Origin of the sequence: Pseudoalteromonas sp. DY56-GL22 (assembly GCF_041414715.1) — a bacterium.
Taxonomy (GTDB): Bacteria; Pseudomonadota; Gammaproteobacteria; order Enterobacterales; family Alteromonadaceae; genus Pseudoalteromonas; species Pseudoalteromonas simplex.
Genome location: NZ_JANHZR010000009.1, coordinates 109,724 through 134,876 on the forward strand (window position 1 = coordinate 109,724; position 25,153 = coordinate 134,876).

Consider the following 25,153-nt stretch of genomic DNA (forward strand, 5'->3'; position numbering starts at 1 on the left):
TGACTTTTACAATCTGTTGCAATTAGACACTAAGAATTTAGTTGATCTTTGTGTCATATTTCCTTTTTATATATACAAAGGAAAACCTACTCAGCGAGGAGATGAAATATGCTGACGCGTTTGGAAAAAGCTCAACAAAAGTGGGGTGGTAGTCACTCTGTAATCGACAAATGGCTCACAGAACGTCAAGAGCTGCTTGTGTTGTTCTGCCGTATTGCAGGCTTTTCACCGTACGAAAAGAAAGATCACGCCCTTCCTGATCAGCTGCAAATTCAAAACTTTTGCCAAATTCTGATGGATTACCTTTCTGCTGGCCATTTCGAAATTTACGACGACATTGCCAAAGCGTGTGAAGAAAAAGGTCCTGAAAGCCAAAAGCTGGCTAATGCCTTATACCCGCGCATTTCTGAAACCACAGATGTAGCACTCGACTTTAACGACAAATACGCAGAAGTTGACAAAGATGACTTGCTTGATGAATTTGATAAAGACCTATCAATCTTAGGCGAAGCACTTGAACTGCGCTTTGAGCTAGAAGATGAGTTAATCGATAACTTATATTCTAATCACACCAGCTAACAGCTTAGTTACACAGCAGAGAAACACTCTCTGCTGAAAAACATCTTTTTGCCTGCCTAAAAAGAATCATCTATTCCATTCGCAACAAATATTTGAAATATTTTCTTCAATGCGATACTCATACTATAAAAACATGAGGCTCGCTATGAATAAACGGTCATTTTTAAAGTCACTTTCAATTCTTGCCGCTGGCGCAAGTTTAACATCAGCTCCTTTAATTGCGGCGCAGAATACTAGCACCCAAACATTAATTAAGCCTAATGCTCTTCCTAAAGGCGGCACAATTGGGATATGTAGTCCTTCAGCTGCCACTGCTGCACACGCTGATATTTTATTAGCACAAGGCGTTATAGAAGCACTGGGTTACAAGGCTAAGCTTGCACCAAACATTTTAGCAAGACGCGGCCATTTAGCTGGCACTGATGCAATGCGAGCCGGCGACTTAAATAGTTTATTCAGCGACAAAGAGGTTGATGCCATTTTGTGTTTACGTGGCGGTTCAGGCGCTGCCCGTATTTTACCTTTGCTCGACTACGCAATGATCCGTAACAACCCAAAACCTCTAATGGGCTATTCAGATATTACCGCTCTTCACAATGCATTATTGTCTCAAGCTGGGTTAATCAGCTTTCATGGCCCAAATGCATCGAGTGACTGGAACCCGTTTCATGTTGCGCAATTTAAGAACATGTTCGAAGCGCGTAAGTTGATGCATTTCCAAAACTTACCAAAAGCCGATGATGAGCTTGTTAACACTCAGTATCTGACCCAAACGATTACACCAGGTAAAGCCACGGGACGATTAATCGGTGGCAACTTAACAGTACTGACAGCCCTTGCAGGCTCGAACTATTTACCTGACTTTAATGGCGCAATTTTATTTTTAGAAGATATCGACGAAGCGCCGTATCGAATTGACAGGATGATGAGCACACTAAAACTCATGGGCGCACTGGATAAAATTGCAGGCTTTATATTTGGCGATTGTAATGACTGTAAGCCTGGCCGAGGTTATGGCTCGTTAACCCTTGACGATATTTTTGCAGATTATATAAAACCGCTAGGGATCCCTGCTTATCGTGGTGCTATGATTGGCCATATTAAGCGCCAATTTATCCTGCCTGTTGGTACTGTGGTTGAGCTTGATGCAGATAGTGGCACATTAAAAATGAAAGAAGCGGCATTTAGTTAATAAAATTTGCGCATAAAAAAAGGGCTAAAAAGCCCTTTTTTATTGAGTTAAATATTACTCAGCTGGTACAGCTTTGTCATCGCTTTGGATTTCAAGTAATTCTACTTCGAAAACAAGCGTTGAGTTTGCAGGGATCTTACCAAGATCACGCTCACCGTATGCAAGTTCAGATGGAATAGTGAACTTGTACTTAGAGCCAACTGGCATTAATTGTAAACCTTCAGTCCAACCTGGGATCACACGGTTAAGTGGGAAAGTAGTTGGTTCGTTACGTGAGTAAGAGCTATCGAACTCAGTACCGTCTAATAAAGTGCCTTTGTAGTGTACTTTAACAACGTCAGTTGCTACTGGCTTTTCGCCTTCACCTTCAGTGATCACTTCGTACTGTAGGCCAGACTCAGTTACTGTAACGCCTTCTTTTTTCGCGTTTTCAGCTAGGTATTTTTCGCCTTCAGCTTTGCTCTTTTCAGATTCTACTTTCGCTTTTTCTTGTTGTTTAGTGCGAATGCTTTGATCAAGCGCCGTTAACACTTCACGAATTTTTTCGTCATCAAGTTTAGCGTTACCCGCTAGTGCGTCTTCAAAACCACGCTTAAGAAGTGCTTCGTCTAGTTCAACGCCTAGCGCTTTTTTATCAGCAAGGTCTTGGTTTAAGAAGTTACCAACAGATGCACCAATACCGTATGCTTGTTGTTGAGCTTCAGTCTCTAGTTTAACTTCAGCTTGCTGTTCTTTTTTTGCTTCCTGATTACAAGCTGTAAGCGCTAAAACTGACGCTGCAATCAATGACAATTTAATCGTCTTTCTCATTTTATATCTCCGACACACTTTGCAGTTGTCAATTATTGTATTATTACTAGTTAAAGATTAACGACCTACATGGTAGGCTGCTTGTCTAATAACTAACGTCATGCCTATGCATGATCAGCGATTAGACTAACAACCTAGGCCTTCAACGAGACCTAGTCTAACCTCTCAATCACTAAGAGTTAAGGGGAAATACTCGTATTATGTCGATATTTCGTACTTTTTTGTATCTGCTCAGCCTTTGCTTAGTTGTAGCCTGCTCTGAGCAACATGAGCAATCAACTGCACGCTATGAGCATGCGGCTAAAGGTGCCTTCGCCAGTGCGCTGTCACACGATGGCAAATACAGCTTAATCTCATCAATACACCATGGGGTCGCACTGTGGGATAATCAACAACAGGTGCTAAAATACCAATGGTTTCAACAACAAAATCAAGACAGCCTAGTTCATACTGTTGCTATCTCGTACGACAATAGCCATGCAGTTACCGCTGAAAAGTCCACCTTTGCAGTGTGGGACATTGCCACGGGCAACAACACGGGTTATTACAAAATACACGCCTCAACAATTAGAGATATCGCGATAAGTAACCAAGGGCGCAGTGTATTATATGGTCGCGCCGACGGTGTAGTCGTTTACCTCGACTTAGAGAGTGGCAGGCGCATAGAGTTCCTTGGCCACCAAGAAAAAGTCAATGTTGTTGATTTATCACCTAACGGTCACTACGCCATTAGCGGCTCAAATGATTATGTTGCTTACTTTTGGGATACTCGCACAGGGCAAGTGATCCATCGCTTTAATCACCCAAGTCGCGTTACTCAAGTTGCCCTTGATCCACAAGGTCGATACGCATTTACCGCAGACAGTATGAAGCAAGCAAATGTATGGCAACTGACTACAGGTGATCTTGTTAGCAAACTGGCGTATATTGCGCGTCAGAAAATTTTTACCGCCGTCCGTTTTAACGATGAAGGCACTTTAATTGCCACAGGTTCACCCAATCGATTGGTTGATTTATGGCAACTAGAGTCAGGTAAAAAATTACAAACGTGGCAAGTGATTCCTCGTGAAGGAAGCCGCCCGAAATCAGCCGTGGTGTTAGATGTTGCGTTTACTGATAACAACCAAGCGTTATTAACCGAAAGCTCCAGCGGATTCGCTGAAAGTTTTAATCTAAGAGAATCAAATGAATACAATTGAAGATCGTCTAATGGAACTTGAAGCGAAAGTCGCTTTTCAAGATGAAACAATTGAAATATTAAACGATGAGCTTAAAGCGCACCAACAGCAGCTGGCTAAAATGAAGCGCCAGACAGAGTTACTTGCAGAAAAGATTAAAGAAGCGCAGCAGCCATCTTTAATGTCACAAATGCAAGAGCCGCCACCGCCGCACTATTAATTGAGTAGTGATAGAGCCGGGAATTAATCGCCCGGCTTAAATACACCAATCACTTGCTCAAATTGGCGTGTTGAGGCTTGTACAGCCTGCTCTGGTTGCGTCATTTTGTGGCCACACTGTACGCACTCCACTTTTTCCACATCATGTTCTTTATAAAGCATCATGGTATCCATGGCCTTACACTCAGGGCATGATGCGCCAGCAATAAAGCGTTTTCTTTGTCTCATAGATGATCTCCCGTGGCATGTAGGCGGCTATTTTAGCCTAATAATTCTCTGTTTGATACGATTGCGAAGGCTAATGTGATCCGTGTTATGATAGCGGCAATTTAATCAGTGCTGTGCAAGTAAACATTCATGATCCAAATTTCAGACATCGAACTTCTACGTGGTGGTAACGCCTTACTAAAAGGGGCTTCTGCAACCTTATTCCCAGAGCATAAAGTCGGCCTTGTTGGCGCTAATGGCTGTGGTAAATCAACGCTGTTCGCGCTATTAAAGTCTGAATTGCAACTCGATGCCGGTGAATGCCAAATTCCTAAAGACTGGTCAATTGCCTCTGTAAAACAAGAAACTCCCGCGCTCGAAATCAGCGCTCTGGATTATGTATTACAAGGTCACCCTGAATATTACGCGCTAAGAATTGCACTACGCGAAGCCGAGCAAAATAACGACGGCGATGCGCAGGCAAAAGCACATATTGGCCTAGAACATATTCAAGGCTATAGCATTGAGGCAAAAGCAGGTGAGCTATTACACGGTTTAGGTTTTAGTAATGAGCAAATTGACAACCCAGTGAGCGCCTTTTCAGGTGGCTGGCGTATGCGCTTAAACTTAGCACAAGCACTTATTCGTGATGCTGATTTATTACTGCTAGATGAGCCAACCAACCACTTAGATCTCGATGCCGTTTACTGGTTAGAGCGCTTTTTACGCGCCTACACAGGCACTCTAGTGCTTATTTCCCATGACCGAGAATTCTTAGATGCCGTTGTTGACCAAATTTGGCACATAGACGCACAAAAAATAAATGTTTATAAAGGCAATTACTCGCAATTCGAACGCCAAAAAGCAGAGCGCTTATTACAACAACAAGCGATGTTCGAAAAGCAACAAGAACAAATTGCTCACCTAGAAAAATTCATTACGCGCTTCAAAGCAAAAGCCAGTAAAGCTAAGCAAGCACAAAGCCGCGTAAAAGCCCTAGAGCGTATGGAAAAGTTAGCCCCAGCCCATGTTGACTCACCCTTTGATTTTGAATTTGCGGAGCCAACAGCGCTGCCAAACCCGTTAATGACTCTCGACCAAGCCAAAGCAGGCTATGGCGACACCACCATTTTGCATAGCATCAAGTTAAACCTTGTGCCGGGTAGCCGTATTGCACTGCTTGGCCGAAATGGTGCGGGTAAATCAACACTGATTAAATTATTAGCTGGCGATTTACAACCTCAAGCAGGTGAAGTTTTTCAGCATCAGGGCTTAAATATTGGTTACTTTGCACAGCATCAACTTGAGTCACTTGATTTAAAAGCCAGTGCAGTGACCCATTTACAACGTTTAAATCCGCAAGCTCCTGAGCAATCATTACGTGACTTTTTAGGCGGTTTTGCATTCTTTGGTGATAAAGCACTTGAGCCAGTTGCGCCATTTTCTGGCGGTGAAAAAGCCCGTTTAGTGCTAGCAATGCTGGTGTACCAAAAGCCAAACCTACTGTTACTGGATGAGCCAACCAACCACCTAGATTTAGAAATGCGCCATGCCTTAGTTATGGCGCTACAAGGCTTCGAAGGTGCTATGGTGACCGTATCGCACGACCGTCACATGCTTAAAAATACCGCTGATGAGTATTACCTTGTTGATAACGGCGAAGTAACACAATTTGGTTATGACCTTGATGCCTATTACCAATGGCTACTCAATGCCAATAAAGAAGCTGCTAAAAGCCCTGAAGACAACGCCCCTAAAGCACATTCAAGCGTTAACCGCAAAGAGCAAAAGCGCTTAGAAGCTGAGTTCAGAAAGTCAGTGCAGCCATTGAAAAAGCAAATCGAAAAGCTTGAAAAGCAACTTGATAAGTACTCTACAGAGCTTGGAGAAATCGAAAACGCACTTGCCGATAATGATTTATATAGTGATGAAAATAAAGCCAAACTGACAGAGCTACTCGCTAAGCAAGCAAGTTTAACACCCAAGCTTAATGACGTTGAAGAAGAGCTGCTCATGGCACTTGAAGAGCTTGAAGAAAAAGAGCAGGCCTTTGCCGATGAAACCGCTTAACAGCGAACAGTTTTGGCAGTTTGCATGCAAGCTTTACAGCAAAGACGGCATGCAAACCAAGCTACTAGGCTATCAAGACCAGCAAGGCAAAAATGTTAACCTTTGCCTGCTGCTTTATTATCTTGATTCGTTAGAGCTGGCTGTAACACCCTCTCAACTGAGTGAGCTTGAGTCGTGCATTGCCGAATTTGACCAACAGGCTTTACAGCCCCTACGAGCCACACGCGCCTACCTTAAAACCATTCAAAACGAGGTTTCAGACTACCCTATCATTCGCAAAGAGCTACTTAGCGCAGAATTAAAGCTTGAAAAAAAGCAGCAACAATTACTGATAAACACAGCAAATACCATGATATTCACCCTCCATAAACAGGCTGAAAATATAAGGCTTTATTTAAGCGACAAGCAGTAAAATCTAGTCGGTAGCAATCTTAATTGAACTGCCCTCAGTAAAGGCCCCTTTCTATCTGCTTAAAACTTATAGCTAAAAGCTCCGAACTCCCCTAATAAACTTGATCCAAATCAACAATTAAATCACCTCCTATAGCATCAGGAAAATTGCTTGATCTGGATCATATCTGCCGTCCTCAAGCCAGCCTATGATTAACCCATAGACATTAGGAGGCACAACCATGAACGTATTCTTTAGAGATTTTTTTAGCGACCCAGTTTTATTTATGTCATTCGGCATTTTGGCAGTTGTTATCGTTTTATGCCTTTTCTATGTTGGTTACTTCATTAAAAAAGTACATGACGCAGAAGTTCCTAAGTAAGAATTAAGCACGACGCACAAAGCCCCTATCCAATTTATTGTTTAGGGGCTTTTTATTTGTGTATAGCTAAAATCTTGTAGCTGTTCTCAAAAAGCAAAAACTTGCTACAATAGGTGCTTATTTTGTTTCGAAAGTGTCAGCTATGTTACCTGAATTTAAGCCTGCGTGGTGGATGCGCAATCGCCATTTACAAACCATAATGCCGCGCTTTTTTCGCCCTTTTCATAATACCCGGTATGACTTATCGACTATCGATACCCCTGATGGTGACTTTTTAGAACTGGCTTGGGCAACACCTCATAATGAGCAAGCACCCCTCGCTATTGTATTGCATGGTTTAGAAGGCAATATAAATAGCTTTTATGCTAAAGGCATGATGAAAAAACTTAAGCAACAAGGCTTTGCTGTAGTTTTAATGCATTTTCGAAACTGCTCGCGCGAAGTTAACCGTTTAGCACGTGCTTATCACAGCGGCGAAACAGAAGACCTGCGCTTTTTCATCAATCACCTTAAGAGCAAATTCCCAAAACGCCCGTTATTTGCCGTGGGCTTTTCACTAGGTGGTAATGTACTAGCAAAATATTTAGGTGAGCATGGTACTAAATCGAACTTAACTGGCGCTGCCGTTGTTTCGGCACCATTTGACTTGTCATCATCGTGCGAAGTTATTCGTAAAAGCTTAGGTAAGATTTATCAAAAATATTTGCTCGATCGAATGAAAAAATCGATGCAAAGAAAGCTGCCACAAATCGAACAGCAAATTAGCCTAACGCCAGAAAAACTGATGGCGATTGATGACTTATGGCAATTCGATAATATGCTCACGGCACCATTGCACGGCTTTGCCGGTGCTGAAGATTACTATCAGCAAGCGAGTGCAAAACCATTTTTAAAAAGCATTGCAACACCTACGCTGATTGTGCACGCTAAAGATGACCCAATGTTATCAATAAAAGCCGTACCAGATAGCTTAGATGTGAGTGAGCATGTTACGCTGCGCATCTCAGAACAAGGGGGCCATGTCGGTTTTATTAGCGGTAAAAACCCTTTTAAGCCCGAGTATTGGCTTGAACGAATTGTTCCTGAGTATTTTCAACAATTAGTTAAAAAAGAGCAGTTATGATCATTCCCCACGAACGCCTCGATAAAGAGACTCTGTATAATTTAATCGAAAGTTATGTTTTACGTGAAGGCACTGATTACGGCGAACAGGAATTTAGCATTGAAAGCAAAGTAGCACAGGTTCATCAACAGCTTAAAAATGGTGAAGCCATGGTGTTTTTTTCTGAGTTACATGAGTCGGTTACGATTATATCTAAAGCTGAATTCATTGCCCTGCAAGCTGACCCAGAGTACCAAGCGTCGTTTAACGACTAAACTTGTAAGTTATACTGTAACCCTTCACAATGGCTTTTTAACTTAAAGAGCCATTAAAAAATGAAAAAACTAAGCTCATTGGTTGCCGCTGTTTCTTTGGCCTTGATTGGCCAAGCAAGCGCAGATCCGGTTACTGCATCAGATAAAGCCATTAAACTGGCAAAAGACACTATTTTAATCGATACCCATATCGATGTGCCTTACCGTATTCATAACAAGTGGGCTGACGTAACAAAAGCCACAAGCGACGGTGATTTTGATTATCCGCGTGCTGTTCAAGGTGGTTTGAACGCTCCTTTCATGTCAATTTACATTCCTGCAAACCTAGAATTTGAAGGCAAAGGTAAAAGCTACCAATTAGCAAATCAGTTAATCGACTCTATGGAAGCGATTGTACAACGCGCGCCAGATAAGTTCGCAATTGCAGACTCGACTGCCGATATTATAGAGCAGTTTAAACAAGGCAAAATGTCGATTGCTATGGGTATGGAAAACGGCTCACCTATCGAAGGCGACATTAAAAACCTTAAGCATTTTTATGAGCGTGGCGTACGTTACATTACGCTCGCTCACTCGCAGAGTAACCACATTTCTGATTCATCTTATGATATTCGTCGTAAGTGGAAAGGCCTGAGCCCATTCGGTAAAGAGCTGGTAAAAGAAATGAACAACATTGGTATGCTGGTTGATGTATCACATATTTCTGATGATGCGTTTTACCAAGTGATGGAAATTTCGAAAGTACCCGTGATTGCTTCACACTCATCACTGCGTAAATACACCCCAGGCTTTGAGCGTAATATGAATGACGACATGCTGTTAGCACTCAAAAAGAACGGTGGTGTTATTCAAATTAACTTCGGTTCAAGCTTTGTTACGGCAAAGGCTGGCTCTTGGTACGATCAACTTAAATCAGCAAAGGCTGAAAAGAAAAAAGACGGAACTAAGCTAAGTAAAGATTTTGATGCTGCCTATCGCGCTAAAAACCCGTTTCCATTTGCAAGCTTAGAACAAGTACTTGATCACATTGACCATGTAGTTGAGCTAATTGGTATCGATTATGTGGGTATTGGCTCTGATTACGATGGTGTAGGCGACTCTCTACCTACTGGTTTAAAAGATGTATCTAGCTATCCTAACCTAGTGCAAGGTCTAATGGACCGCGGTTATAGCAATAAAGACATCAAAAAGATTTTAAGTGGCAATATGCTCCGTGTATGGCAACAAGCTGAAGCATACGCAAAAGCCCATTAATCGACATAAACTCTATTTAAAAGCGCAGCTAACTAGCTGCGCTTTTTGTTTTTATCATCATAAGTAATTGATAATACAAATGGCTTGTTTTAATCTGCTGATATTACAAAGCAACTTGGATGATGTGATATGTCGATTTGGCAAGGGAGTACTGCGCTGGCATTTGCAAGCATTGCACTGGGCTTATCAATTTATAGCTATACAAAAGTAAACTCGAATGACAAGCCTGTAGTTATACAGCAGGCAAAACCTAACTTAAAAGAGTTAACCATTCCAGAGCAAGACAGAGAAAACCTAGTTGCCTTACATGGCTATATTTTAGATCTCGAAACACGCATTCACGAGCTTGAAAATCAAACCCACACTCTTGACCAAGAGCAACTGACCTCATTGGTAAAACAAGCAATGGCACAGCAAGAAAGTGAGCGACGAGCTGAGATAGAAAAAAGGAACCCAGCAATGGGTTGGCTAGGAAATTTACCTGATGACTACCGCGAACGCATCAAAGCAGACCCACAATATGCCGACAGCTCAATAAATGAAGCTCTTGCTACCTTACTCAATTTGAGTAAGTCCGAAAATGAGCGCTTAGCAGCCTACGGGCAACTAAAAATGACCTTAAGCATGCTCAGGCGCGACTTAGATGAAAGCCAAGAAAATGCTGTTATCGATGCCATGATAAGCATTAGCGAATACACTAATGATCCTAAGATTCGTGTCAGTACTTTAGAGAATTTATCTCGCCAAAATAACGTCTCGCCTAAGCTCGCTGAGCATTTTCAAAAGCTGTTACAAACAGACGACAATGATTATGTTCGCAATATTTCTGCCACAGCCCTCATCGGCCAATTTTTTCGCGCCACAAGAGACGGCAACAATAGTTATGCCAGTGATTTAGCAGAACGAATTACCACCCTTGAGAATAGCAGTAATGCAAAAGCCGCCGAAATCATGGCTGAAAATCTAAAAGGTCCACGCTTAAGAGAAGAACTAGATAAAGCGTTGGGGAAATGATTGAAGGTGCTAGGTGCTAGGTGCTAGGTGCTAGGTGCTAGGTGCTAGGACAAACTAAATCCTGTTTACTCTCAAGCAACTATTAGTTTTTGTAAACCGAAAGAAAACAACCCGCTCAATCTACTTAAAACTTATAGCTTAAAGCTTCCAACTGTATTTTAAAAACAAAAAGCCCCAGCAGATGCCGGGGCTTTTTAGTAAGGAAACTTAATTAAAAATTAAGCTTTCTTTGGACGCTCAACAACGTCTACTAAAGTCCAAGACTTAGTCTTAGAAATAGGAGCACACTCAGAAATAGTAACTACGTCACCAGTTTGAGCTGTGTTGTTTTCGTCATGTACGTGTAGTTTAGTCGTACGTTTGATGAATTTTCCATATACTGGATGCTTCACGTAACGTGCGATAGCAACAGTGAAAGATTTATCCATCTTGTCGCTGATTACACGGCCTTGAAGAGTACGGATTTTATCGCTCATTATTGACCTGCCTTCTGGTTAATAACTGTTTTTACACGCGCGATATCGCGACGTACTGTTCTTAGCGTGTGTGTCTGAGCTAACTGACCAGTGCTTGCTTGCATGCGCAGGTTGAACTGCTCACGAAGAAGTCCTAGAAGTTCAGCATTTAGCTCTTCTACGCTTTTGTCTTTTAGTTCGCTAGCTTTCATTACATCACCGTCCGAGTTACGAAAGTTGTTGTGAATGGTAATTTACGCGCTGCAAGGTTAAATGCTTCACGAGCAAGCTCTTCAGAAACACCTTCCATTTCGTAAAGTACTTTACCAGGTTGAATTTCAGCAACCCAATATTCAACAGAACCTTTACCTTTACCCATACGAACTTCTAATGGTTTGTTCGTAATTGGCTTATCTGGGAATACACGAATCCAGATTTTACCTTGACGCTTTACGTGACGTGTCATAGCACGACGAGCTGCTTCGATTTGACGAGCAGTCATACGGCCACGGCCAGTAGCTTTCAAACCGAAAGTACCGAAGCTTACTTTGTTACCGTTTTGCGCTAAACCGCGGTTGCGGCCTTTGTGCATTTTACGGAATTTTGTACGTTTTGGCTGTAACATTACTCGCTACCTCTACTTAGCACTTTTTTTGGCTTTCTTTGGCGCGCGTTTAGCTGGCTTCTCTTGCTCTTGTACTAGTGGTAAACCACCAATAACTTCGCCTTTGAAGATCCAAACTTTAACACCAATGATACCATAAGTGGTTAAGGCTTCAGAAGTTGCGTAGTCGATATCAGCACGAAGAGTATGTAGAGGTACACGACCTTCACGATACCATTCTGAACGTGCGATCTCAGCACCGCCAAGACGACCGCTAACTTCAACTTTGATACCCTTTGCACCAATGCGCATTGCATTTTGTACCGAACGCTTCATAGCGCGACGGAACATAACACGACGCTCTAGCTGTGACGCAATACCGTCAGCTACTAGTTGTGCATCAAGTTCAGGCTTACGAACTTCAGCGATATTAATCTGAGCCGGAACACCTGCAATCTTAGTTACTGCTTGACGTAGTTTTTCAACGTCTTCGCCTTTTTTACCGATAACAACACCAGGACGAGCTGTGTGAATTGTTACACGGATAGATTTAGCTGGACGCTCGATAACGATTTTAGACACAGAAGCCGCTTTTAATTCCTTAGTAAGGAAAGTACGTACTTTGTGATCGCCAAAAAGCTGATCAGAGAAATCTTTTGAATTCGCGTACCAGGTAGAAACCCAAGGTTTAGAGATACCTAGGCGAATACCAGTAGGATGAACTTTTTGTCCCATTACTTATACTCCTAGCTATCTGAAACCACAACAGTGATGTGGCTTGTACGCTTAAGGATGCGGTCTGCGCGTCCTTTAGCACGTGGCATAATACGCTTCATTGTTGGACCATCGTCCACAAAGATCGTAGTTACACGAAGCTCATCAATGTCAGCACCTTCGTTATGCTCTGCGTTAGCAATAGCAGACTCAAGTACTTTCTTAACTAATACAGCCGCTTTTTTAGGGCTGTACGCCAGGATTTCTAGAGCGCGATCAACCGGAAGTCCGCGGATCTGATCTGCAACTAGACGTGCTTTTTGCGCCGAACCAGAGGCGAATTTATGTTTAGCTAATGCTTGCATTTATCATTCCCCTCTTAACGTTTCTTCGCTTTCTTATCCGCAGCGTGACCGCGGTAAGTACGAGTTGGTGCAAATTCACCTAGTTTGTGACCGATCATTTCGTCTGTGATGAACACAGGAACGTGCTGACGACCATTATGGACAGCGATGGTCAATCCGATCATGTTAGGTATGATCATTGAACGACGGCTCCAAGTTTTAATTGGCTTCTTGTCACCGCTTTCCAACGCTTTCTCTACCTTCTTCAGCAAGTGTAGGTCAATAAAAGGACCTTTCTTGAGAGAACGTGGCATGGCTATTCCTCAACTATTATTTAGTACGACGACGTACGATAAATTTATCAGTACGCTTGTTCTTACGTGTCTTAGCACCTTTAGTCGGTTTACCCCATGGAGACACAGGATGACGACCACCAGATGTACGACCTTCACCACCACCGTGCGGGTGATCTACCGGGTTCATGGCAACACCACGAACTGTCGGACGGATACCACGCCAGCGATTTGCACCAGCTTTACCTAGTGAACGAAGCATATGCTCAGCATTACCTACTTCACCAAGTGTTGCGCGACAGTCAGCTGGAACTTTACGAACTTCGCCAGAACGAAGACGTAGAGTTACGTATTGACCTTCACGAGCAAGGATTTGAACGTATGCACCAGCAGAACGTGCGATTTGCGCGCCTTTACCTGGTTTTAATTCTACGTTGTGAACAGTCGAACCTACAGGCATGTTACGCATTGGTAACGTGTTACCAGCTTTGATTGGTGCATCAATACCAGATTGGATTGAATCACCAGCTTTTAAGCCTTTAGGTGCAATAATGTAACGACGCTCACCGTCTGCATATAATACAAGAGCGATGTTTGCGCTACGGTTTGGATCATACTCTAGACGCTCAACAACAGCTGGAATGCCATCTTTAGTGCGTTTAAAGTCGATTACACGGTAATGATGCTTATGACCACCACCGATGTGACGAACCGTGATACGACCTTTGTTATTACGACCACCAGACTTAGAGTTTTTCTCTAGTAGTGGTGCGTAAGGTTTACCCTTATGTAGATCTGGGTTAACCACTTTAACCAGGTGACGACGACCCGCAGAAGTTGGTTTACACTTTTGAAGTGCCATAATTCTAACTCCCCTTATTACTCGGCGCCGCCGACAAAGTCTAGCTCGCTACCTTCTTTAAGAGTAACGTAAGCTTTCTTCCAGTCTGAACGACGACCGAAACGCATGCCAGTACGTTTTGTTTTACCCTTAACGTTTAGTGTGCGAACACCAGTTACTTCTACTTCAAAAAGCTTTTCTGCTGCAGCTTTGATTTCAGCTTTAGTTGCATCAGAAGCTACTTTGAAAACAATCGTGTTGTTCTCTTCAGCAGCGATAGTGCTTTTTTCAGAGATGTGTGGAGCAAGGATCACTTTTAAAAGACGTTCTTCACGGATCATGCTAGCGCCTCCTCAAGTTGCTTAACAGCAGCAGCTGTAATAAGTACCTTATCGAAAGCGATTAGGCTTACAGGATCGATACCAGCTACATCACGCGTGTCAACCTTGTATAGGTTACGTGCCGATAAGAAAAGATTCTCATCTACTTCTTCAGTCACGATTAGAACATCTTTAAGCTCAAGTTCTTTAAGCTTAGCAACTAGTTCTTTAGTTTTTGGTGCTTCAAGACCAAACTGCTCAACAACGATTAAACGCTCTTGACGAACTAATTCAGATAAGATGCTTTTGATCGCACCGCGGTACATTTTACGGTTTACTTTTTGGCTGTGATCTTGTGGTTTAGCTGCGAAGCTAACGCCACCTGAACGCCAAATTGGGCTACGAATTGTACCAGCACGTGCACGGCCAGTACCTTTTTGAGACCATGGTTTTTTACCACCACCGCTAACTTCAGAACGTGTCTTCTGAGCACGAGTACCTTGACGAGCACCTGCTGCGTAAGCAACAACTACTTGGTGTACTAATGCTTCGTTAAACTCACGTCCAAAAGTAGCTTCAGAAACTTCAAGAGCGCCAGAAGCGTCTTTAATTGCTAATTCCATCACTAAATCTCCAGGACTTATGCTTTAACAGCTGGTTTAACGATAACGTCACCGCCGATAGCGCCAGGTACTGCACCTTTAACTAAAAGCAAGTTACGCTCAGCGTCAACGCGAACTAGTTCTAAGTTTTGAGTCGTTACACGCTCAGCACCCATGTGACCGGCCATTTTCTTACCTTTAAACACCTTACCAGGTGATTGGTTTTGACCGATTGAACCAGGAGCACGGTGAGATAGAGAGTTACCGTGAGTAGCGTCTTGCATGCTGAAGTTCCAGCGCTTAACACCACCTTGGAAACCTTTACCTTTAGAAGTACCGGTTACGTCAACTTTGTTGATTTCGTTGAATAATTCAACAGTAAGCTCAGCGCCTACTTCAAAATCGCCTTCACCACCATTTAGGCGGAATTCCCACAGACCGCGACCCGCTTCAACACCAGCTTTAGCGAAGTGACCCGCTGCTGCTTTGTTTACACGGCTTGCTTTTTTAGTGCCTGCGGTTACTTGAAGCGCGTTATAACCGTCAGTTGCTTCAGATTTGATCTGAGCAATGCGGTTAGGTGTCGCTTCGATAACTGTCACAGGGATAGATACACCATCTTCAGTGAAGATACGTGTCATACCCACTTTACGACCGACTAGACCTAATGCCATTTTCCTAAAACCTCTCTAATCTTCCGATTAACCCAGGCTGATTTGAACATCAACACCAGCAGCAAGATCTAAACGCATAAGAGCGTCAACAGTCTTGTCAGTTGGTTCTACGATGTCGATCAGACGTTTATGGGTGCGGATTTCGTACTGATCACGCGCGTCTTTGTTAACGTGCGGTGAAGTTAGTACAGTAAAACGTTCAAAGCGTGTAGGTAGTGGGATTGGACCACGTACTTGAGCGCCAGTGCGTTTCGCAGTTTCCACGATTTCCGCCGTTGATTGGTCAATCAAACGGTGGTCAAAAGCTTTTAGGCGAATACGAATGCGTTGATTTGACATTCTTAAACCTCAATATAAAGAGCATTTAAAAAGAGCATAAAAAAACGACCGAAACAATCTTAATAACTAAGATGTCGGCTGCTTTCTTATATCTACGTTGAATTCCAAATCGGAATTCCTGTTTATTAGCTTGAAATCCAAGCTTAATCTTTCCTTCCAAGTTCCCGAGGGAATTTTGAAAGCCTGCGTATTATAGATATATTGGTGATAAATGCAACAACTATTTTGAAAATCTCAAAGGTCTAAATTAAATTTTGTTTGATTTTCGAACTTTATCAATAACATTAGCGTCTTTAAATTATACTTGTGCGAGTAAAGAGGCTAGAAAATCGCTTTTAAATGGTCAGTCCAGTTAATAATTGTTATTCTATGCCGCTTATTTTTGACCACACTCGGTCTATTTAATATCTACTAATAACTTTGGTGAGTTAATGCGTATCATTAATCGTTGTTTAAATTTCATTTCTGCCGGTATGAACCGCTTGTTTGTAAAAAGTAAGGTGCTGCCAGAGAATCCGATTGAACAATACAATCTAAACCCAGCTAACCCTACTTTCTATATTGTTAGGCTAAATGCACGCTCTGATTTAGCAGCACTGGCGCGGGTATGTAAAAAATACGGCTTACCTAACCCGACCGAAGAGCAGTTATTAGGTAATGCAGAACTTGATCGCTTTATCGGTATTCAAAACCCACCACCGCTATTTGGTAACAAAAGCAAACCTAGCAATGCTCTGCAGCAAGGCAAACAAATTATTGACCACCTGATGCAATCAGGTGAGAAAAACGTCCAAGTGATTCCGGTGACGATTTTATGGGGCCGTAATCCGGGTAAAGAAAAACCAGGTTTAGGTACTTTGGTGTCTCATTCATTAACACCCAGCTGGTTTCGTAAGTTCTTTGTGTTGCTATTTTCTGGGCGCGATAACTTTATCCGTTTTAGCCAACCGCTCGACTTATCGTTATTGGTGAATGAAAAAGCCGATGTTGATGAACTACCTCATAAGCTTTTACGTGTAGCCCGCGTGCACTTTCGTCGCCAAAAATTGGCAGCGACAGGCCCGAAAATGCCATCACGTGAGCAGTTATTTAATTCGCTACTTGCCTCACCAACAATAAAAAAAGCAATTCAAATAGAAGCGAAAGAGAAAAACATCAGTCAAGAGCAAGCGCGCCAAAATGCGCTGAAGCTACTTGATGAGATTGCCGCCAATTATAGCGATGCCACCATTCGTGTTGCAGACCGTATTTTAACTTGGCTGTGGAATAAGCTTTATAACGGGATTGATATTAAGTTTTCAGAGCAAGTACATGAGCTCACTGATAAAGGCCACGAGATTATTTATATGCCATGCCACCGCTCGCATATGGATTACTTATTGCTGACCTATTCTATTTACCATTTAGGCTTAGTTCCGCCGCATATCGCTGCGGGTATCAACTTAAACTTCTTCCCAGCAGGGGGGATTTTCCGTCGCAGTGGTGCTTTCTTTATTCGCCGCTCATTCGCGGGCAATAAGTTATATTCAGCTGTATTTAAAGAGTACCTGAGCCAGTTATTTATCAAAGGCTATTCAGTAAAGTTTTACACTGAAGGTGGTCGTAGCCGAACTGGTCGCTTGCTACCGCCAAAAACAGGTATGCTCGCCATGACATTACAAGCCATGTTACGTGGCATTGATCGCCCTATTTCAATTGTGCCTGTATACATTGGCTATGAGCACGTAATGGAAATTAATACCTACTTAAAAGAGCTTGCCGGTAACGATAAAAAAGGTGAGTCGGTATTAGGTATTTTTAAGGCGATTAAAAACCTGAAAAACTATGGTCGTGGTTATTTAAACTTTGGCGACCCTATTTCGATAAACCAATACCTCAATGACCAACAACCTGACTGGCGCGAGTCTATTCACCCAACCGACGTGCAAAAGCCACAATGGCTTGGTCCCCAGGTTGCCAACCTTGCTGATAAAGTAATGGTTAATATTAATAGCGCCGCTGCACTCAATGCGGTGAATCTACTTGCGATGATATTACTGGTAAATGATAAACACGCATTAAGTAAACCTAAGCTGATTGCTCAGCTTGAGTTTTATCTACATTTACAGCGTAGCGCCAGCTACAGTGAAAAGGTGACCACACCAGACGAAAGCGCCGAGCAGCTATTAGAGCATGCACTTAAACTTAATAAGTTTGATGTGATCAGTGACGAGTTTGGCGAAATTATCGCAATTAACGATAAAGAAAAAACACTGTTCAACTACTACCGTAATAACGTGTTGCACTTATTTGCAGTACCGAGCTTATTGGCGCTGCATTTATTCAAAGCACATCAAACCACGATGGCTGATTGCCAAGCCTTAATTGCACGTTTTTACCCACTGTTTGCCAAAGAGTGGTTCTTACACGAGCTAGATGAAAACTACATTACGCGCGTACTTGCAAGCTTCGTTGATCAAGACCTGATTGAAATTGATGGCGATAATATCAAGATCACTAACAGCAACGACTGCTTAGCGAAACTCGAAATGCTCGGTCGTGCCCTAAGTTTAACACTACAACGCTACGCTATCGTGGTTGGCTTTATTCAAACTAGCAGTGGTATTGAGCGTGAAGAACTTGAACACGAAAGCCAAGTGTTAGCTGAGCGCTTAGGTACCTTGCACGGCATTAAAACCCCTGAGTTCTTCGACAAAAAAGTACTTATTGGTTTTATTTCAAGCTTGCGAGAGCAAAAGCTAATTACCGAAACAGAGCAAGGCTTAACGGGTAGCAATGAACTGTGTGAGGTGTATTTATACCTTAAAGCATTGCTGCCAGCACGGGTCTGGCAGTCAATTGACGATATAGTGCAAAGCCAAGCTCAGCACACAAAAGATTAACGCTGACGCATGACCCCTTCTTGGATCGTTGAGGCAACTAAATTGCCTTGACGGTCAAAGAACTGACCTCGCACCAAACCACGACCAGAGCTCGCACTTGGGCTATCAATCGAATATAAAATCCAATCGTCTAGTCTAAACGGGCGGTGAAACCACATCGCATGGTCAATCGTCGCGACCTGCATATTCGGCTGCATAAACGATACGCCGTGCGGCTGTAATGCAGTCGGTAAAAATTCAAAGTCAGATGCATACGCAAGTAAGTAATTATGAATGCGCTGATCGTCAGGCATCTCACCATTAGCTTTAAACCAAATATGCTTAACTGGCTCCATCACTTGTGGTTTGAATGGGTTATGAAAAGTCACAGGGCGCATTTCAATAGGCACTTCACGAATGAACTTATTCCGAATTGGTTCAGGAATAAGCTCTGCATTTGCTTGGTAAAATTCAAGCGATGACTTTAATTCTTCAGGCTGAGGGACATCAGGCATCTGCGCTTGATGTGATAAGCCTTCTTCTTCACCTTGGAAAGAAGCGGTCATGTAAAAAATTGGCTTACCATATTGAATTGCTTTTACACGGCGAGTACTAAAACTTTTACCATCACGGATATTCTCTACATCATAGACAATCGGCTTTGCAGCATCACCTGGACGCAAGAAGTAAGAGTGTAAAGAGTGAACAATACGCCCTTGTGGTAATGTTTCTTTTGCGGCAGATAGGGCTTGGCCCATTACTTGGCCACCGAAAACCGCTCTAAATCCTAAATCTTGGCTTTGCCCGCGATACAAGCCTTGCTCAATCTCTTCTAACGACATTAATGACAGTAGGTCATCTAATACTTGGCTCATTTATTTATCCTCAATCCCGACAAGCGTTTAATGATACTATAGACTAATTGGAAGTAAATCTTTGTAAGAGCACCTCATTATGGCTTATTGGCTTTTTAAAACCGAACCCGATGCATTTTCAATTGATGATCTAAAAAACGCACCTGAGCAAACCTCTATGTGGGATGGCGTGCGTAATTATCAAGCCCGCAACTTTCTGCGCGATGGTATCAAGCACGGTGACTTGGTGATGATTTATCATTCAAGTTGCAAACAGGTGGGTGTTGCAGGTATCGCTACGGTAACTCGCGAAGCTTATGCCGACCCAACACAGTTTGATTTAAATAGCGATTACTACGACGCCAAAGCAACCGCTGATAACCCGCGCTGGTTTGTGGTCAATGTGCAATATCAATCACACCTTAAAAAGCTAGTTAGCCTGCAAGCGATTAAAGCCAATGATGCAATCACCGAAATTGCCCTTAAAAAAGGCGGCCGATTGTCAGTAATGCCTGTAACTGAACATGACTGGCAACAGATCATCGCAATGAGCGAGGGCTAAGCGTATAAAGTAGCGGCCATTTTTAATGAGCTGCTATTTTTGCTATAATTTCGCCCCTTTATTTTAGAGGTACTAAGGGGGATGTATGAAATTACTGTATTGGTTAGAGGAATGGACCAACCTCCCACGCGATGAGCAACAAAGCCGTGTTCCTATGACTGGCGGTGATTTGCTCGGCGATGTTTATGTAAAATACCATATCATTGATGCCAATAAGCCCCTGCTAATTACCTTCTCTCCTGCTGGAACAAATTATCAAGAATATGATATCAATGATGATTTTTCGCCTTGGGCTTATAAGCTCGCGAAAAAGCAAGATGTGAATATTATCGCCTTTCAACATTTAGGCATTAGCAACTGGTTTAGGCACCGCAATCTGTTGTTTTTCATTGAGCAGCTAGCACCACTGATTGGCGGATTCAAAGAGCGGTTAGGTTATGGTTTGAGCCGAGGAGGCTTTGCCGTTGGCGCCTTTGCCAATCTATTAAAGCTTGATAAAGTTTTACTCTTTCACCCTGTTAGCACAAAAAACAAAGAAAAAGCACCATGGGATGACCGTTCAAGCACTGACATCGCGCAAAAATTCGATTGGAACGGTGACTACCACGATTTAGATTTAGGCCATGCAAAGGGTTATATTATTTACGACCCAACTAATCGTATCGACCGAGCTCATGCTAAACGTTACCCACAACTCACCCACTTACGCGTGTTTGGTATGGGCCATAGTGTTCATGCAACATATTTAAATAAGTTTGGCTTTTATAAAGATGTTGCTGTTGATTTTATAAGCCACCAGCAAGTTGATATCGCCCAATTCCGCCAGCAAACCAAAACGCTACGCTTTAAAGAAGACTATTATCGTCGCCTAAATAAGGCAAACAAGAGTTCGCCACATCGTTTAGCCTTACTAAGCACCGCGCATACAATTTTAGCTGAAGAGAAAGCCGAACACATGCAAGAGCAAAAAGATGCGATTGATGTGCAACCGCTGATTGATGTTGCAATCAAACACCAAGATGAGCACCCAAACGATGCAATTAAGGTCTTAGAAGTGGCTCAGCAACTCTCACCCGATGATCCTGTGATAGACCATAAACTAAAACAGTTGAAGTAATAAAGCAGCTGTAAGCTTAAGGTGTAAGTTAACCCTTAGGTTTTACTTTACGGTACTTTTTGACTCGCCCGTGTTTAGGGATAATTGTTAAGTACATTACTAAAGCTAACCACGAAAAGAAGATGATACCGATTAACCAAGCATTCTTTTCGTGGCCTTGCGTGCGTTTACTATTGAGCACAATGACCACAGGTAAAATGTAGGCACTGAGTACTATAATTAAAAACACAACTTCATTCATATATACCAATTCACTTAATTAAAAGTATTATTGCGGATTGGTACTATACCAACGCTGACCAATCAACTTCGTCGCTCAAAACTCGTTCAGCAGCGATATAATGCAAAATATCTCCCTCACTCACCACGTAATCAAGCGGCGGGTTTAAGTCCATATTTTTTGCACTCAAATTATGTGCGACACCCAGTAATATAGCATCGTGACTATATTTAAAGTGATGAAACAGTTTGCCAAATTCCATTGCTTGCACGCCTTTTGGAATTGGTAAACTAAATTGAGTATCACCGTGCAATGTCGATAGTAACTCTTCTTGCACGCGACTTGAACCTGGGTCTTGCATTGAACGCACTAATATCTCGGCTGATTTAGCACTGCTACATTCTACATTGTGGCAATGCTCATGTAGCATTTCGATTTTCGTTTCATCAGTAAAGTGTGCACTAATGTGGCACTGTTCATTTACCAACTTGCTAATACGTAATGCCGTTGTAAACGTTTGGTCATCATCTTGGCCATCAATAATAATTTTATCGGCCCGGCCAATCGCAATTCGGTTCAACTCATCTAGGTCAGTAAAGCTAGTTAAGCGTGCAAAATCAACCATCGGGTTTGCTAAAAATGGATGCTCCATTTGCTCCGTAACGGCCAATAAAATACGACGATCTAAACGTTTATGATCGGCCAAGATATAATCGACCATCTTCTTAGTACGTGTATCATGCCAACCAAAGATAATAATGTGATTGTTTATATGTGCGAAGCTTTTATCACCCGTCATAGCGCGCCTAATTAAATAAGTTACTGTTTGCCCTGTTTTTCCTAACAGAACGCCAAATAATGCTAAACCAAAAGGTATTTGCAGTAATGCGACAATCCAACGGCCAAGCTCAGTGCTCGCACTAAAGTCGCCATAGCCAACTGTTGACGTAGTTACTACATAATAATAAAAATAAGTGCCAAGAGGTGTAAGAGCTTGCTCTCCTGCAAGCATAAGCAGCCACCAAATTAGTAGCATATGCAAAAGCGTGGTAAGCACCACAGCCTGCCAACTTACTTGATCAATATGGCTGCGAATAAGAACTACTATTCGATTAAAAAAATAGTGCATGATCCTTGCAATTTATCGTGGGGGAAATTATCGATACGGTACTGTAATGCAGGATATTTAGCAACAGGCGCTAAATTGAACATACATGTCGATGAAAAATAATAGTAGACTATACTATCTCTGTATTAGGTGTTTAGGGTGAAATATGTCAGGTGTTCTTGCTTCTGTTGATAAGCGTACGCAACTGGTCGGTGAAAACCGCTTAGAGCTTTTGCTATTTTACCTTCACAGCCGTCACTTATTTGCTCTAAATGTATTTAAAGTTAAAGAAGTAGTAAAGCTGCCACCAATTAGCAAGATCCCTCATGCGCACCCAAAAGTATCGGGGGTAGTCAATATACGCGGTGAATCAATTCCGGTTATTGACTTACGCAAGGCGATTAATATGCCTGAAGCTAAAAACATCGAAGATACAAACCTAGTTATCACTGAATACAACCGCACTGTGCAAGGCTTTTTAATTGGTAAAGTTGATCAGATCATTAATATGACATGGTCAGATATCATGCCACCGCCAACCGCAATTGGTAAAAATCACTACCTAACAGCCTTAACTAAAGTAAAACGCGATGGCCAAGAACATCTAGTTGAAATTATCGATGTAGAAAAAGTGCTCGCCGAAATCGTTGAGTATGAAGTACAAATATCTAATGACATTCTTGATAAAAGTATCGTGAATGAATTTGCAGGCCGCAAAATTCTTCATGCCGATGATTCGCCAACGGCTCGTAAACAAGTAAGCGATACCTTGTCGCAACTTGGCATCGAAATCATACCTGCTCGTAACGGACTTGAAGCACTCGAAATGTTAAAAGGCTGGGCTGATCAAGGCAAAGATGTTGAGAAAGAATTACTCATGGTTATCACCGATGCAGAAATGCCGGCAATGGATGGCTACCGCTTAACACACGAAATTCGTAACGACAGCCGCATGAAAAACCTATATATCGTGCTTAACACATCTTTGAGTGGTAGCTTTAATCAAGCTTTAGTTGAGAAGGTTGGTTGTAATGCGTTTTTATCAAAGTTCCAGCCAATACTGCTAGTCGAAGAAGTTCAGGCTCGCTTAAAAGCGGTGCTTGAGCAAGATTCACAGTAATTAATTTTAGCATTTGTTTTTGAAGGCATAAGCTCAAGCAACGACGTCGCAATTTGCCAATCATCGTTATTCATGATTTATTGGCACTATCGATTCGACGACAACAATAAAAACCATGCTAAATCGCGTTGCTAAACCATTCACTAATCTAGTAGAGCGTTATCTACCCGACCCATTTGTATTTGTTATATTACTCACTTTGCTGAGCTTTATCGTTGCGAGCCTCTTTACGCCATCAACGCCCACGCAAGTGCTCGCGGCTTGGGGTGGTGGTTTTTGGAACCTGCTACAATTCGCCATGCAAATGTTGCTGGTGCTGCTAACGGGCTACATGCTAGCGAGTACCCCGGTGATGCGCAGCATACTCAACAAGCTTGCGACTTTCGCCAACAGCTCTGCCAAAGCGATTATACTCGTTACGCTCGTGTCATTATTGGCTAGCTGGCTAAATTGGGGCTTTGGTTTAGTTATTGGCGCTTTGTTCGCCAAAGCAATTGCGAAACAAACCCGCGTTGATTACCGTTTGTTAGTAGCCAGTGCCTATTCAGGTTTTATTGTTTGGCATGGTGGCTTAGCCGGTTCAGTGCCGCTGACCATCGCAACCGATGGCCACTTTGCACAGCAAAGCATTGGGGTGATAGGTACCGAAAACACAATTTTTTCGGCATTTAATATCGCTATTGTTGTGGGCTTGTTTATTATCATGCCGTTGGTAAATCGCTATATGCTGCCAAGCGAAAAAGACAGTGTTTATGTTGACCCCGCAAAGCTTGATGATGAAACGCAGCAAATAGCAACACCCACCCGCCCAGCCGAAGTCATAGAACATAGTCGTTTGCTTGGTATGGGAGTAGGTGCCGTTGGTCTTGCCTATTTATTTTATTATTTTGTGTTAAACGGAGGCGGCTTAAACTTAAATAGCGTGATCGCAATTTTCTTATTTAGCGCAATTTTACTGCATCAAACACCGCATAATTTACTTAGCAGCTTACAGCAAGCAATCCCTAGTGGCGCTGGCATTGTGATTCAATTTCCATTTTATGCCGGGATCATGGCGATTATGGTAAAAACGGGACTTGCTCAACAAATATCTGAAGGGTTTATTGCCATTGCAACAGCCGAAACACTGCCATTTTGGAGCTTTTTAAGTGCAGGGTTTGTGAATATATTTGTGCCATCAGGCGGCGGCCAATGGGCGGTGCAAGCGCCGATTGTCATTCCTGCAGCACAAACACTTGGCGCGGATATGCCACGGGTTGCTATGGCTGTCGCATGGGGCGATGCTTGGACTAACCTTATTCAGCCGTTCTGGGCACTCCCCGTACTTGCTATTGCCGGCTTAAAAGCAAAAGACATCATGGGCTTTTGCCTTGTGCAGCTTATCATCACCGGCGTGTTTATATCGTTAATGCTGAGTTTTTATCCTTAACACCAAATTAGGAAGTGATAAAG

General features: G+C 42.6%; 32 protein-coding genes. 16 read left to right on the forward strand and 16 right to left on the reverse strand.

Annotated elements, in window-relative coordinates; genetic code table 11:
* Nucleotides 1-108: 108 nt before the first annotated feature.
* Together NO991_RS17715 and NO991_RS17720 are read left to right on the forward strand one after the other, a co-directional pair.
* Complete coding sequence (locus NO991_RS17715; RefSeq protein WP_054562902.1) at nt 109-579, forward strand: Rsd/AlgQ family anti-sigma factor; 471 nt, start codon at nt 109-111, stop codon at nt 577-579.
* 145 nt (nt 580-724) lie between these two features.
* The gene (locus NO991_RS17720; protein ID WP_371352255.1) at nt 725-1,771 is read left to right on the forward strand and encodes an LD-carboxypeptidase; all 1,047 of its coding nucleotides are present in this window, start codon (nt 725-727) and stop codon (nt 1,769-1,771) included.
* Between the two features lie 54 nt (nt 1,772-1,825).
* Here the strand turns inward: NO991_RS17720 and fkpA are convergent, their stop codons facing one another.
* Entirely contained in the window at nt 1,826-2,581 is a 756-nt protein-coding gene (gene fkpA / locus NO991_RS17725; RefSeq protein WP_054562904.1) for an FKBP-type peptidyl-prolyl cis-trans isomerase, read from the reverse strand.
* A gap of 200 nt (nt 2,582-2,781) precedes the next feature.
* Between fkpA and NO991_RS17730 the strand changes: the two genes are divergently transcribed.
* Nucleotides 2,782-3,780: a WD40 repeat domain-containing protein gene (locus NO991_RS17730; RefSeq protein ID WP_063529198.1), complete on the forward strand. Its 999-nt coding sequence runs from the start codon at nt 2,782-2,784 to the stop codon at nt 3,778-3,780.
* Nucleotides 3,767-3,979 carry a SlyX family protein gene (locus tag NO991_RS17735; protein ID WP_054554490.1) on the forward strand — a complete coding sequence of 71 codons (213 nt, stop codon included), beginning with the start codon at nt 3,767-3,769 and terminating at the stop codon, nt 3,977-3,979. The genes NO991_RS17730 and NO991_RS17735 overlap by 14 nt, the downstream gene beginning before the upstream one ends.
* A gap of 23 nt (nt 3,980-4,002) precedes the next feature.
* On the opposite strand, the gene NO991_RS17740 is transcribed toward NO991_RS17735, so the two are convergent.
* Nucleotides 4,003-4,206, reverse strand: coding sequence for a YheV family putative zinc ribbon protein (locus tag NO991_RS17740; protein WP_054554491.1), 204 nt, complete (start codon nt 4,204-4,206; stop codon nt 4,003-4,005).
* Between the two features lie 129 nt (nt 4,207-4,335).
* Between NO991_RS17740 and NO991_RS17745 the strand changes: the two genes are divergently transcribed.
* From NO991_RS17745 to NO991_RS17775, 7 genes are all read left to right on the forward strand, one after another.
* The gene (locus tag NO991_RS17745) at nt 4,336-6,255 is read left to right on the forward strand and encodes an ATP-binding cassette domain-containing protein (protein WP_058586117.1); all 1,920 of its coding nucleotides are present in this window, start codon (nt 4,336-4,338) and stop codon (nt 6,253-6,255) included.
* The gene (locus NO991_RS17750; RefSeq protein WP_300416951.1) at nt 6,242-6,667 is read left to right on the forward strand and encodes a TIGR02444 family protein; all 426 of its coding nucleotides are present in this window, start codon (nt 6,242-6,244) and stop codon (nt 6,665-6,667) included. The genes NO991_RS17745 and NO991_RS17750 overlap by 14 nt, the downstream gene beginning before the upstream one ends.
* A 220-nt stretch (nt 6,668-6,887) precedes the next feature.
* Entirely contained in the window at nt 6,888-7,028 is a 141-nt protein-coding gene (locus tag NO991_RS17755; RefSeq protein ID WP_074989877.1) for a DUF3149 domain-containing protein, read from the forward strand.
* A 142-nt stretch (nt 7,029-7,170) separates the two neighbouring features.
* A complete protein-coding gene (locus NO991_RS17760) occupies nt 7,171-8,151 on the forward strand; it encodes a hydrolase (protein WP_054554494.1) in 981 nt (326 codons plus the stop codon).
* A complete protein-coding gene (locus tag NO991_RS17765; protein WP_054554495.1) occupies nt 8,148-8,405 on the forward strand; it encodes a YheU family protein in 258 nt (85 codons plus the stop codon). The genes NO991_RS17760 and NO991_RS17765 overlap by 4 nt, the downstream gene beginning before the upstream one ends.
* A 60-nt stretch (nt 8,406-8,465) precedes the next feature.
* Nucleotides 8,466-9,659: a dipeptidase gene (locus NO991_RS17770; RefSeq protein WP_187490140.1), complete on the forward strand. Its 1,194-nt coding sequence runs from the start codon at nt 8,466-8,468 to the stop codon at nt 9,657-9,659.
* Between the two features lie 129 nt (nt 9,660-9,788).
* A complete protein-coding gene (locus tag NO991_RS17775; RefSeq protein WP_371352256.1) occupies nt 9,789-10,673 on the forward strand; it encodes a hypothetical protein in 885 nt (294 codons plus the stop codon).
* Nucleotides 10,674-10,891: 218 nt separating this feature from the next.
* On the opposite strand, the gene rpsQ is transcribed toward NO991_RS17775, so the two are convergent.
* The 11 genes from rpsQ to rpsJ are packed head-to-tail and all read right to left on the reverse strand — an operon-like array spanning nt 10,892 to nt 15,859.
* A complete protein-coding gene (rpsQ, locus tag NO991_RS17780) occupies nt 10,892-11,149 on the reverse strand; it encodes a 30S ribosomal protein S17 (protein ID WP_054552372.1) in 258 nt (85 codons plus the stop codon).
* Entirely contained in the window at nt 11,149-11,340 is a 192-nt protein-coding gene (rpmC, locus tag NO991_RS17785; RefSeq protein WP_054552371.1) for a 50S ribosomal protein L29, read from the reverse strand. The genes rpsQ and rpmC overlap by 1 nt, the downstream gene beginning before the upstream one ends.
* Nucleotides 11,340-11,753, reverse strand: coding sequence for a 50S ribosomal protein L16 (gene rplP, locus NO991_RS17790; RefSeq protein WP_036974208.1), 414 nt, complete (start codon nt 11,751-11,753; stop codon nt 11,340-11,342). The genes rpmC and rplP overlap by 1 nt, the downstream gene beginning before the upstream one ends.
* Nucleotides 11,754-11,765: 12 nt before the next feature.
* Nucleotides 11,766-12,467 carry a 30S ribosomal protein S3 gene (gene rpsC / locus NO991_RS17795; protein ID WP_054552370.1) on the reverse strand — a complete coding sequence of 234 codons (702 nt, stop codon included), beginning with the start codon at nt 12,465-12,467 and terminating at the stop codon, nt 11,766-11,768.
* A gap of 11 nt (nt 12,468-12,478) precedes the next feature.
* On the reverse strand, nt 12,479-12,811 hold the full coding sequence (gene rplV / locus NO991_RS17800; protein ID WP_004588690.1) for a 50S ribosomal protein L22: 333 nt from the start codon (nt 12,809-12,811) through the stop codon (nt 12,479-12,481).
* 14 nt (nt 12,812-12,825) lie between these two features.
* Nucleotides 12,826-13,104 (reverse strand): 30S ribosomal protein S19, encoded by a 279-nt coding sequence (gene rpsS, locus NO991_RS17805; protein ID WP_010376377.1) that lies wholly within the window; start codon nt 13,102-13,104, stop codon nt 12,826-12,828.
* 16 nt (nt 13,105-13,120) lie between these two features.
* The gene (rplB, locus tag NO991_RS17810) at nt 13,121-13,945 is read right to left on the reverse strand and encodes a 50S ribosomal protein L2 (protein ID WP_054552369.1); all 825 of its coding nucleotides are present in this window, start codon (nt 13,943-13,945) and stop codon (nt 13,121-13,123) included.
* 17 nt (nt 13,946-13,962) lie between these two features.
* Nucleotides 13,963-14,265: a 50S ribosomal protein L23 gene (gene rplW, locus NO991_RS17815; protein WP_054552368.1), complete on the reverse strand. Its 303-nt coding sequence runs from the start codon at nt 14,263-14,265 to the stop codon at nt 13,963-13,965.
* Nucleotides 14,262-14,867, reverse strand: a complete 606-nt coding sequence (rplD, locus tag NO991_RS17820; RefSeq protein ID WP_062568199.1) for a 50S ribosomal protein L4 — start codon at nt 14,865-14,867, stop codon at nt 14,262-14,264. The genes rplW and rplD overlap by 4 nt, the downstream gene beginning before the upstream one ends.
* A gap of 17 nt (nt 14,868-14,884) precedes the next feature.
* Complete coding sequence (rplC, locus tag NO991_RS17825) at nt 14,885-15,520, reverse strand: 50S ribosomal protein L3 (protein ID WP_036974218.1); 636 nt, start codon at nt 15,518-15,520, stop codon at nt 14,885-14,887.
* Between the two features lie 27 nt (nt 15,521-15,547).
* Nucleotides 15,548-15,859 (reverse strand): 30S ribosomal protein S10, encoded by a 312-nt coding sequence (rpsJ, locus tag NO991_RS17830; protein ID WP_002957900.1) that lies wholly within the window; start codon nt 15,857-15,859, stop codon nt 15,548-15,550.
* 431 nt (nt 15,860-16,290) lie between these two features.
* Here rpsJ and plsB point away from each other — a divergent pair, with 431 nt between their 5' ends.
* Nucleotides 16,291-18,741: a glycerol-3-phosphate 1-O-acyltransferase PlsB gene (plsB, locus tag NO991_RS17835; RefSeq protein WP_300362916.1), complete on the forward strand. Its 2,451-nt coding sequence runs from the start codon at nt 16,291-16,293 to the stop codon at nt 18,739-18,741.
* Here plsB and tesB read toward each other — a convergent pair.
* Nucleotides 18,738-19,595 (reverse strand): acyl-CoA thioesterase II, encoded by an 858-nt coding sequence (gene tesB, locus NO991_RS17840; protein WP_054552365.1) that lies wholly within the window; start codon nt 19,593-19,595, stop codon nt 18,738-18,740. The two genes, plsB and tesB, sit on opposite strands and share 4 nt — an antisense overlap.
* 79 nt (nt 19,596-19,674) lie before the next feature.
* Here tesB and NO991_RS17845 point away from each other — a divergent pair, with 79 nt between their 5' ends.
* On the forward strand, nt 19,675-20,136 hold the full coding sequence (locus tag NO991_RS17845) for an EVE domain-containing protein (protein WP_300362914.1): 462 nt from the start codon (nt 19,675-19,677) through the stop codon (nt 20,134-20,136).
* A gap of 85 nt (nt 20,137-20,221) precedes the next feature.
* Nucleotides 20,222-21,253: a cytosolic protein gene (locus tag NO991_RS17850; RefSeq protein ID WP_300418887.1), complete on the forward strand. Its 1,032-nt coding sequence runs from the start codon at nt 20,222-20,224 to the stop codon at nt 21,251-21,253.
* A 28-nt stretch (nt 21,254-21,281) separates the two neighbouring features.
* On the opposite strand, the gene NO991_RS17855 is transcribed toward NO991_RS17850, so the two are convergent.
* Both NO991_RS17855 and NO991_RS17860 read right to left on the reverse strand, forming a co-directional pair.
* Nucleotides 21,282-21,494: a hypothetical protein gene (locus NO991_RS17855; protein ID WP_300418885.1), complete on the reverse strand. Its 213-nt coding sequence runs from the start codon at nt 21,492-21,494 to the stop codon at nt 21,282-21,284.
* A 43-nt stretch (nt 21,495-21,537) separates the two neighbouring features.
* A complete protein-coding gene (locus NO991_RS17860; RefSeq protein WP_138600963.1) occupies nt 21,538-22,602 on the reverse strand; it encodes a potassium channel family protein in 1,065 nt (354 codons plus the stop codon).
* Nucleotides 22,603-22,747: 145 nt separating this feature from the next.
* Here NO991_RS17860 and NO991_RS17865 point away from each other — a divergent pair, with 145 nt between their 5' ends.
* On the forward strand, nt 22,748-23,701 hold the full coding sequence (locus NO991_RS17865; RefSeq protein ID WP_054554500.1) for a chemotaxis protein CheV: 954 nt from the start codon (nt 22,748-22,750) through the stop codon (nt 23,699-23,701).
* Between the two features lie 115 nt (nt 23,702-23,816).
* Nucleotides 23,817-25,130, forward strand: coding sequence for a short-chain fatty acid transporter (locus NO991_RS17870; RefSeq protein ID WP_054554501.1), 1,314 nt, complete (start codon nt 23,817-23,819; stop codon nt 25,128-25,130).
* Nucleotides 25,131-25,153: the final 23 nt, after the last annotated feature.

Excerpts from the sequence above, each read along its gene's own strand:
- NO991_RS17765 (WP_054554495.1), top strand. The coding sequence starts at position 8,148 with ATGATCATTCCCCACGAACGCCTCGATAAAGAGACTCTGTATAATTTA.
- rpmC (WP_054552371.1), bottom strand. The coding sequence starts at position 11,340 with ATGAAAGCTAGCGAACTAAAAGACAAAAGCGTAGAAGAGCTAAATGCT.
- rpsC (WP_054552370.1), bottom strand. The coding sequence starts at position 12,467 with ATGGGACAAAAAGTTCATCCTACTGGTATTCGCCTAGGTATCTCTAAA.
- NO991_RS17760 (WP_054554494.1), top strand. The coding sequence starts at position 7,171 with ATGTTACCTGAATTTAAGCCTGCGTGGTGGATGCGCAATCGCCATTTA.
- NO991_RS17870 (WP_054554501.1), top strand. The coding sequence starts at position 23,817 with ATGCTAAATCGCGTTGCTAAACCATTCACTAATCTAGTAGAGCGTTAT.
- NO991_RS17730 (WP_063529198.1), top strand. The coding sequence starts at position 2,782 with ATGTCGATATTTCGTACTTTTTTGTATCTGCTCAGCCTTTGCTTAGTT.
- fkpA (WP_054562904.1), bottom strand. The coding sequence starts at position 2,581 with ATGAGAAAGACGATTAAATTGTCATTGATTGCAGCGTCAGTTTTAGCG.
- NO991_RS17740 (WP_054554491.1), bottom strand. The coding sequence starts at position 4,206 with ATGAGACAAAGAAAACGCTTTATTGCTGGCGCATCATGCCCTGAGTGT.
- NO991_RS17735 (WP_054554490.1), top strand. The coding sequence starts at position 3,767 with ATGAATACAATTGAAGATCGTCTAATGGAACTTGAAGCGAAAGTCGCT.
- NO991_RS17850 (WP_300418887.1), top strand. The coding sequence starts at position 20,222 with ATGAAATTACTGTATTGGTTAGAGGAATGGACCAACCTCCCACGCGAT.
- rplC (WP_036974218.1), bottom strand. The coding sequence starts at position 15,520 with ATGGCATTAGGTCTAGTCGGTCGTAAAGTGGGTATGACACGTATCTTC.
- rplD (WP_062568199.1), bottom strand. The coding sequence starts at position 14,867 with ATGGAATTAGCAATTAAAGACGCTTCTGGCGCTCTTGAAGTTTCTGAA.
- rpsJ (WP_002957900.1), bottom strand. The coding sequence starts at position 15,859 with ATGTCAAATCAACGCATTCGTATTCGCCTAAAAGCTTTTGACCACCGT.
- NO991_RS17745 (WP_058586117.1), top strand. The coding sequence starts at position 4,336 with ATGATCCAAATTTCAGACATCGAACTTCTACGTGGTGGTAACGCCTTA.
- plsB (WP_300362916.1), top strand. The coding sequence starts at position 16,291 with ATGCGTATCATTAATCGTTGTTTAAATTTCATTTCTGCCGGTATGAAC.
- rplB (WP_054552369.1), bottom strand. The coding sequence starts at position 13,945 with ATGGCACTTCAAAAGTGTAAACCAACTTCTGCGGGTCGTCGTCACCTG.
- rplP (WP_036974208.1), bottom strand. The coding sequence starts at position 11,753 with ATGTTACAGCCAAAACGTACAAAATTCCGTAAAATGCACAAAGGCCGC.
- NO991_RS17750 (WP_300416951.1), top strand. The coding sequence starts at position 6,242 with ATGAAACCGCTTAACAGCGAACAGTTTTGGCAGTTTGCATGCAAGCTT.
- NO991_RS17865 (WP_054554500.1), top strand. The coding sequence starts at position 22,748 with ATGTCAGGTGTTCTTGCTTCTGTTGATAAGCGTACGCAACTGGTCGGT.
- rpsQ (WP_054552372.1), bottom strand. The coding sequence starts at position 11,149 with ATGAGCGATAAAATCCGTACTCTTCAAGGCCGTGTAATCAGCGACAAG.
- NO991_RS17855 (WP_300418885.1), bottom strand. The coding sequence starts at position 21,494 with ATGAATGAAGTTGTGTTTTTAATTATAGTACTCAGTGCCTACATTTTA.
- rpsS (WP_010376377.1), bottom strand. The coding sequence starts at position 13,104 with ATGCCACGTTCTCTCAAGAAAGGTCCTTTTATTGACCTACACTTGCTG.
- rplW (WP_054552368.1), bottom strand. The coding sequence starts at position 14,265 with ATGATCCGTGAAGAACGTCTTTTAAAAGTGATCCTTGCTCCACACATC.
- NO991_RS17755 (WP_074989877.1), top strand. The coding sequence starts at position 6,888 with ATGAACGTATTCTTTAGAGATTTTTTTAGCGACCCAGTTTTATTTATG.
- NO991_RS17845 (WP_300362914.1), top strand. The coding sequence starts at position 19,675 with ATGGCTTATTGGCTTTTTAAAACCGAACCCGATGCATTTTCAATTGAT.
- NO991_RS17770 (WP_187490140.1), top strand. The coding sequence starts at position 8,466 with ATGAAAAAACTAAGCTCATTGGTTGCCGCTGTTTCTTTGGCCTTGATT.
- rplV (WP_004588690.1), bottom strand. The coding sequence starts at position 12,811 with ATGCAAGCATTAGCTAAACATAAATTCGCCTCTGGTTCGGCGCAAAAA.
- NO991_RS17860 (WP_138600963.1), bottom strand. The coding sequence starts at position 22,602 with ATGCACTATTTTTTTAATCGAATAGTAGTTCTTATTCGCAGCCATATT.
- NO991_RS17775 (WP_371352256.1), top strand. The coding sequence starts at position 9,789 with ATGTCGATTTGGCAAGGGAGTACTGCGCTGGCATTTGCAAGCATTGCA.
- tesB (WP_054552365.1), bottom strand. The coding sequence starts at position 19,595 with ATGAGCCAAGTATTAGATGACCTACTGTCATTAATGTCGTTAGAAGAG.
- NO991_RS17715 (WP_054562902.1), top strand. The coding sequence starts at position 109 with ATGCTGACGCGTTTGGAAAAAGCTCAACAAAAGTGGGGTGGTAGTCAC.
- NO991_RS17720 (WP_371352255.1), top strand. The coding sequence starts at position 725 with ATGAATAAACGGTCATTTTTAAAGTCACTTTCAATTCTTGCCGCTGGC.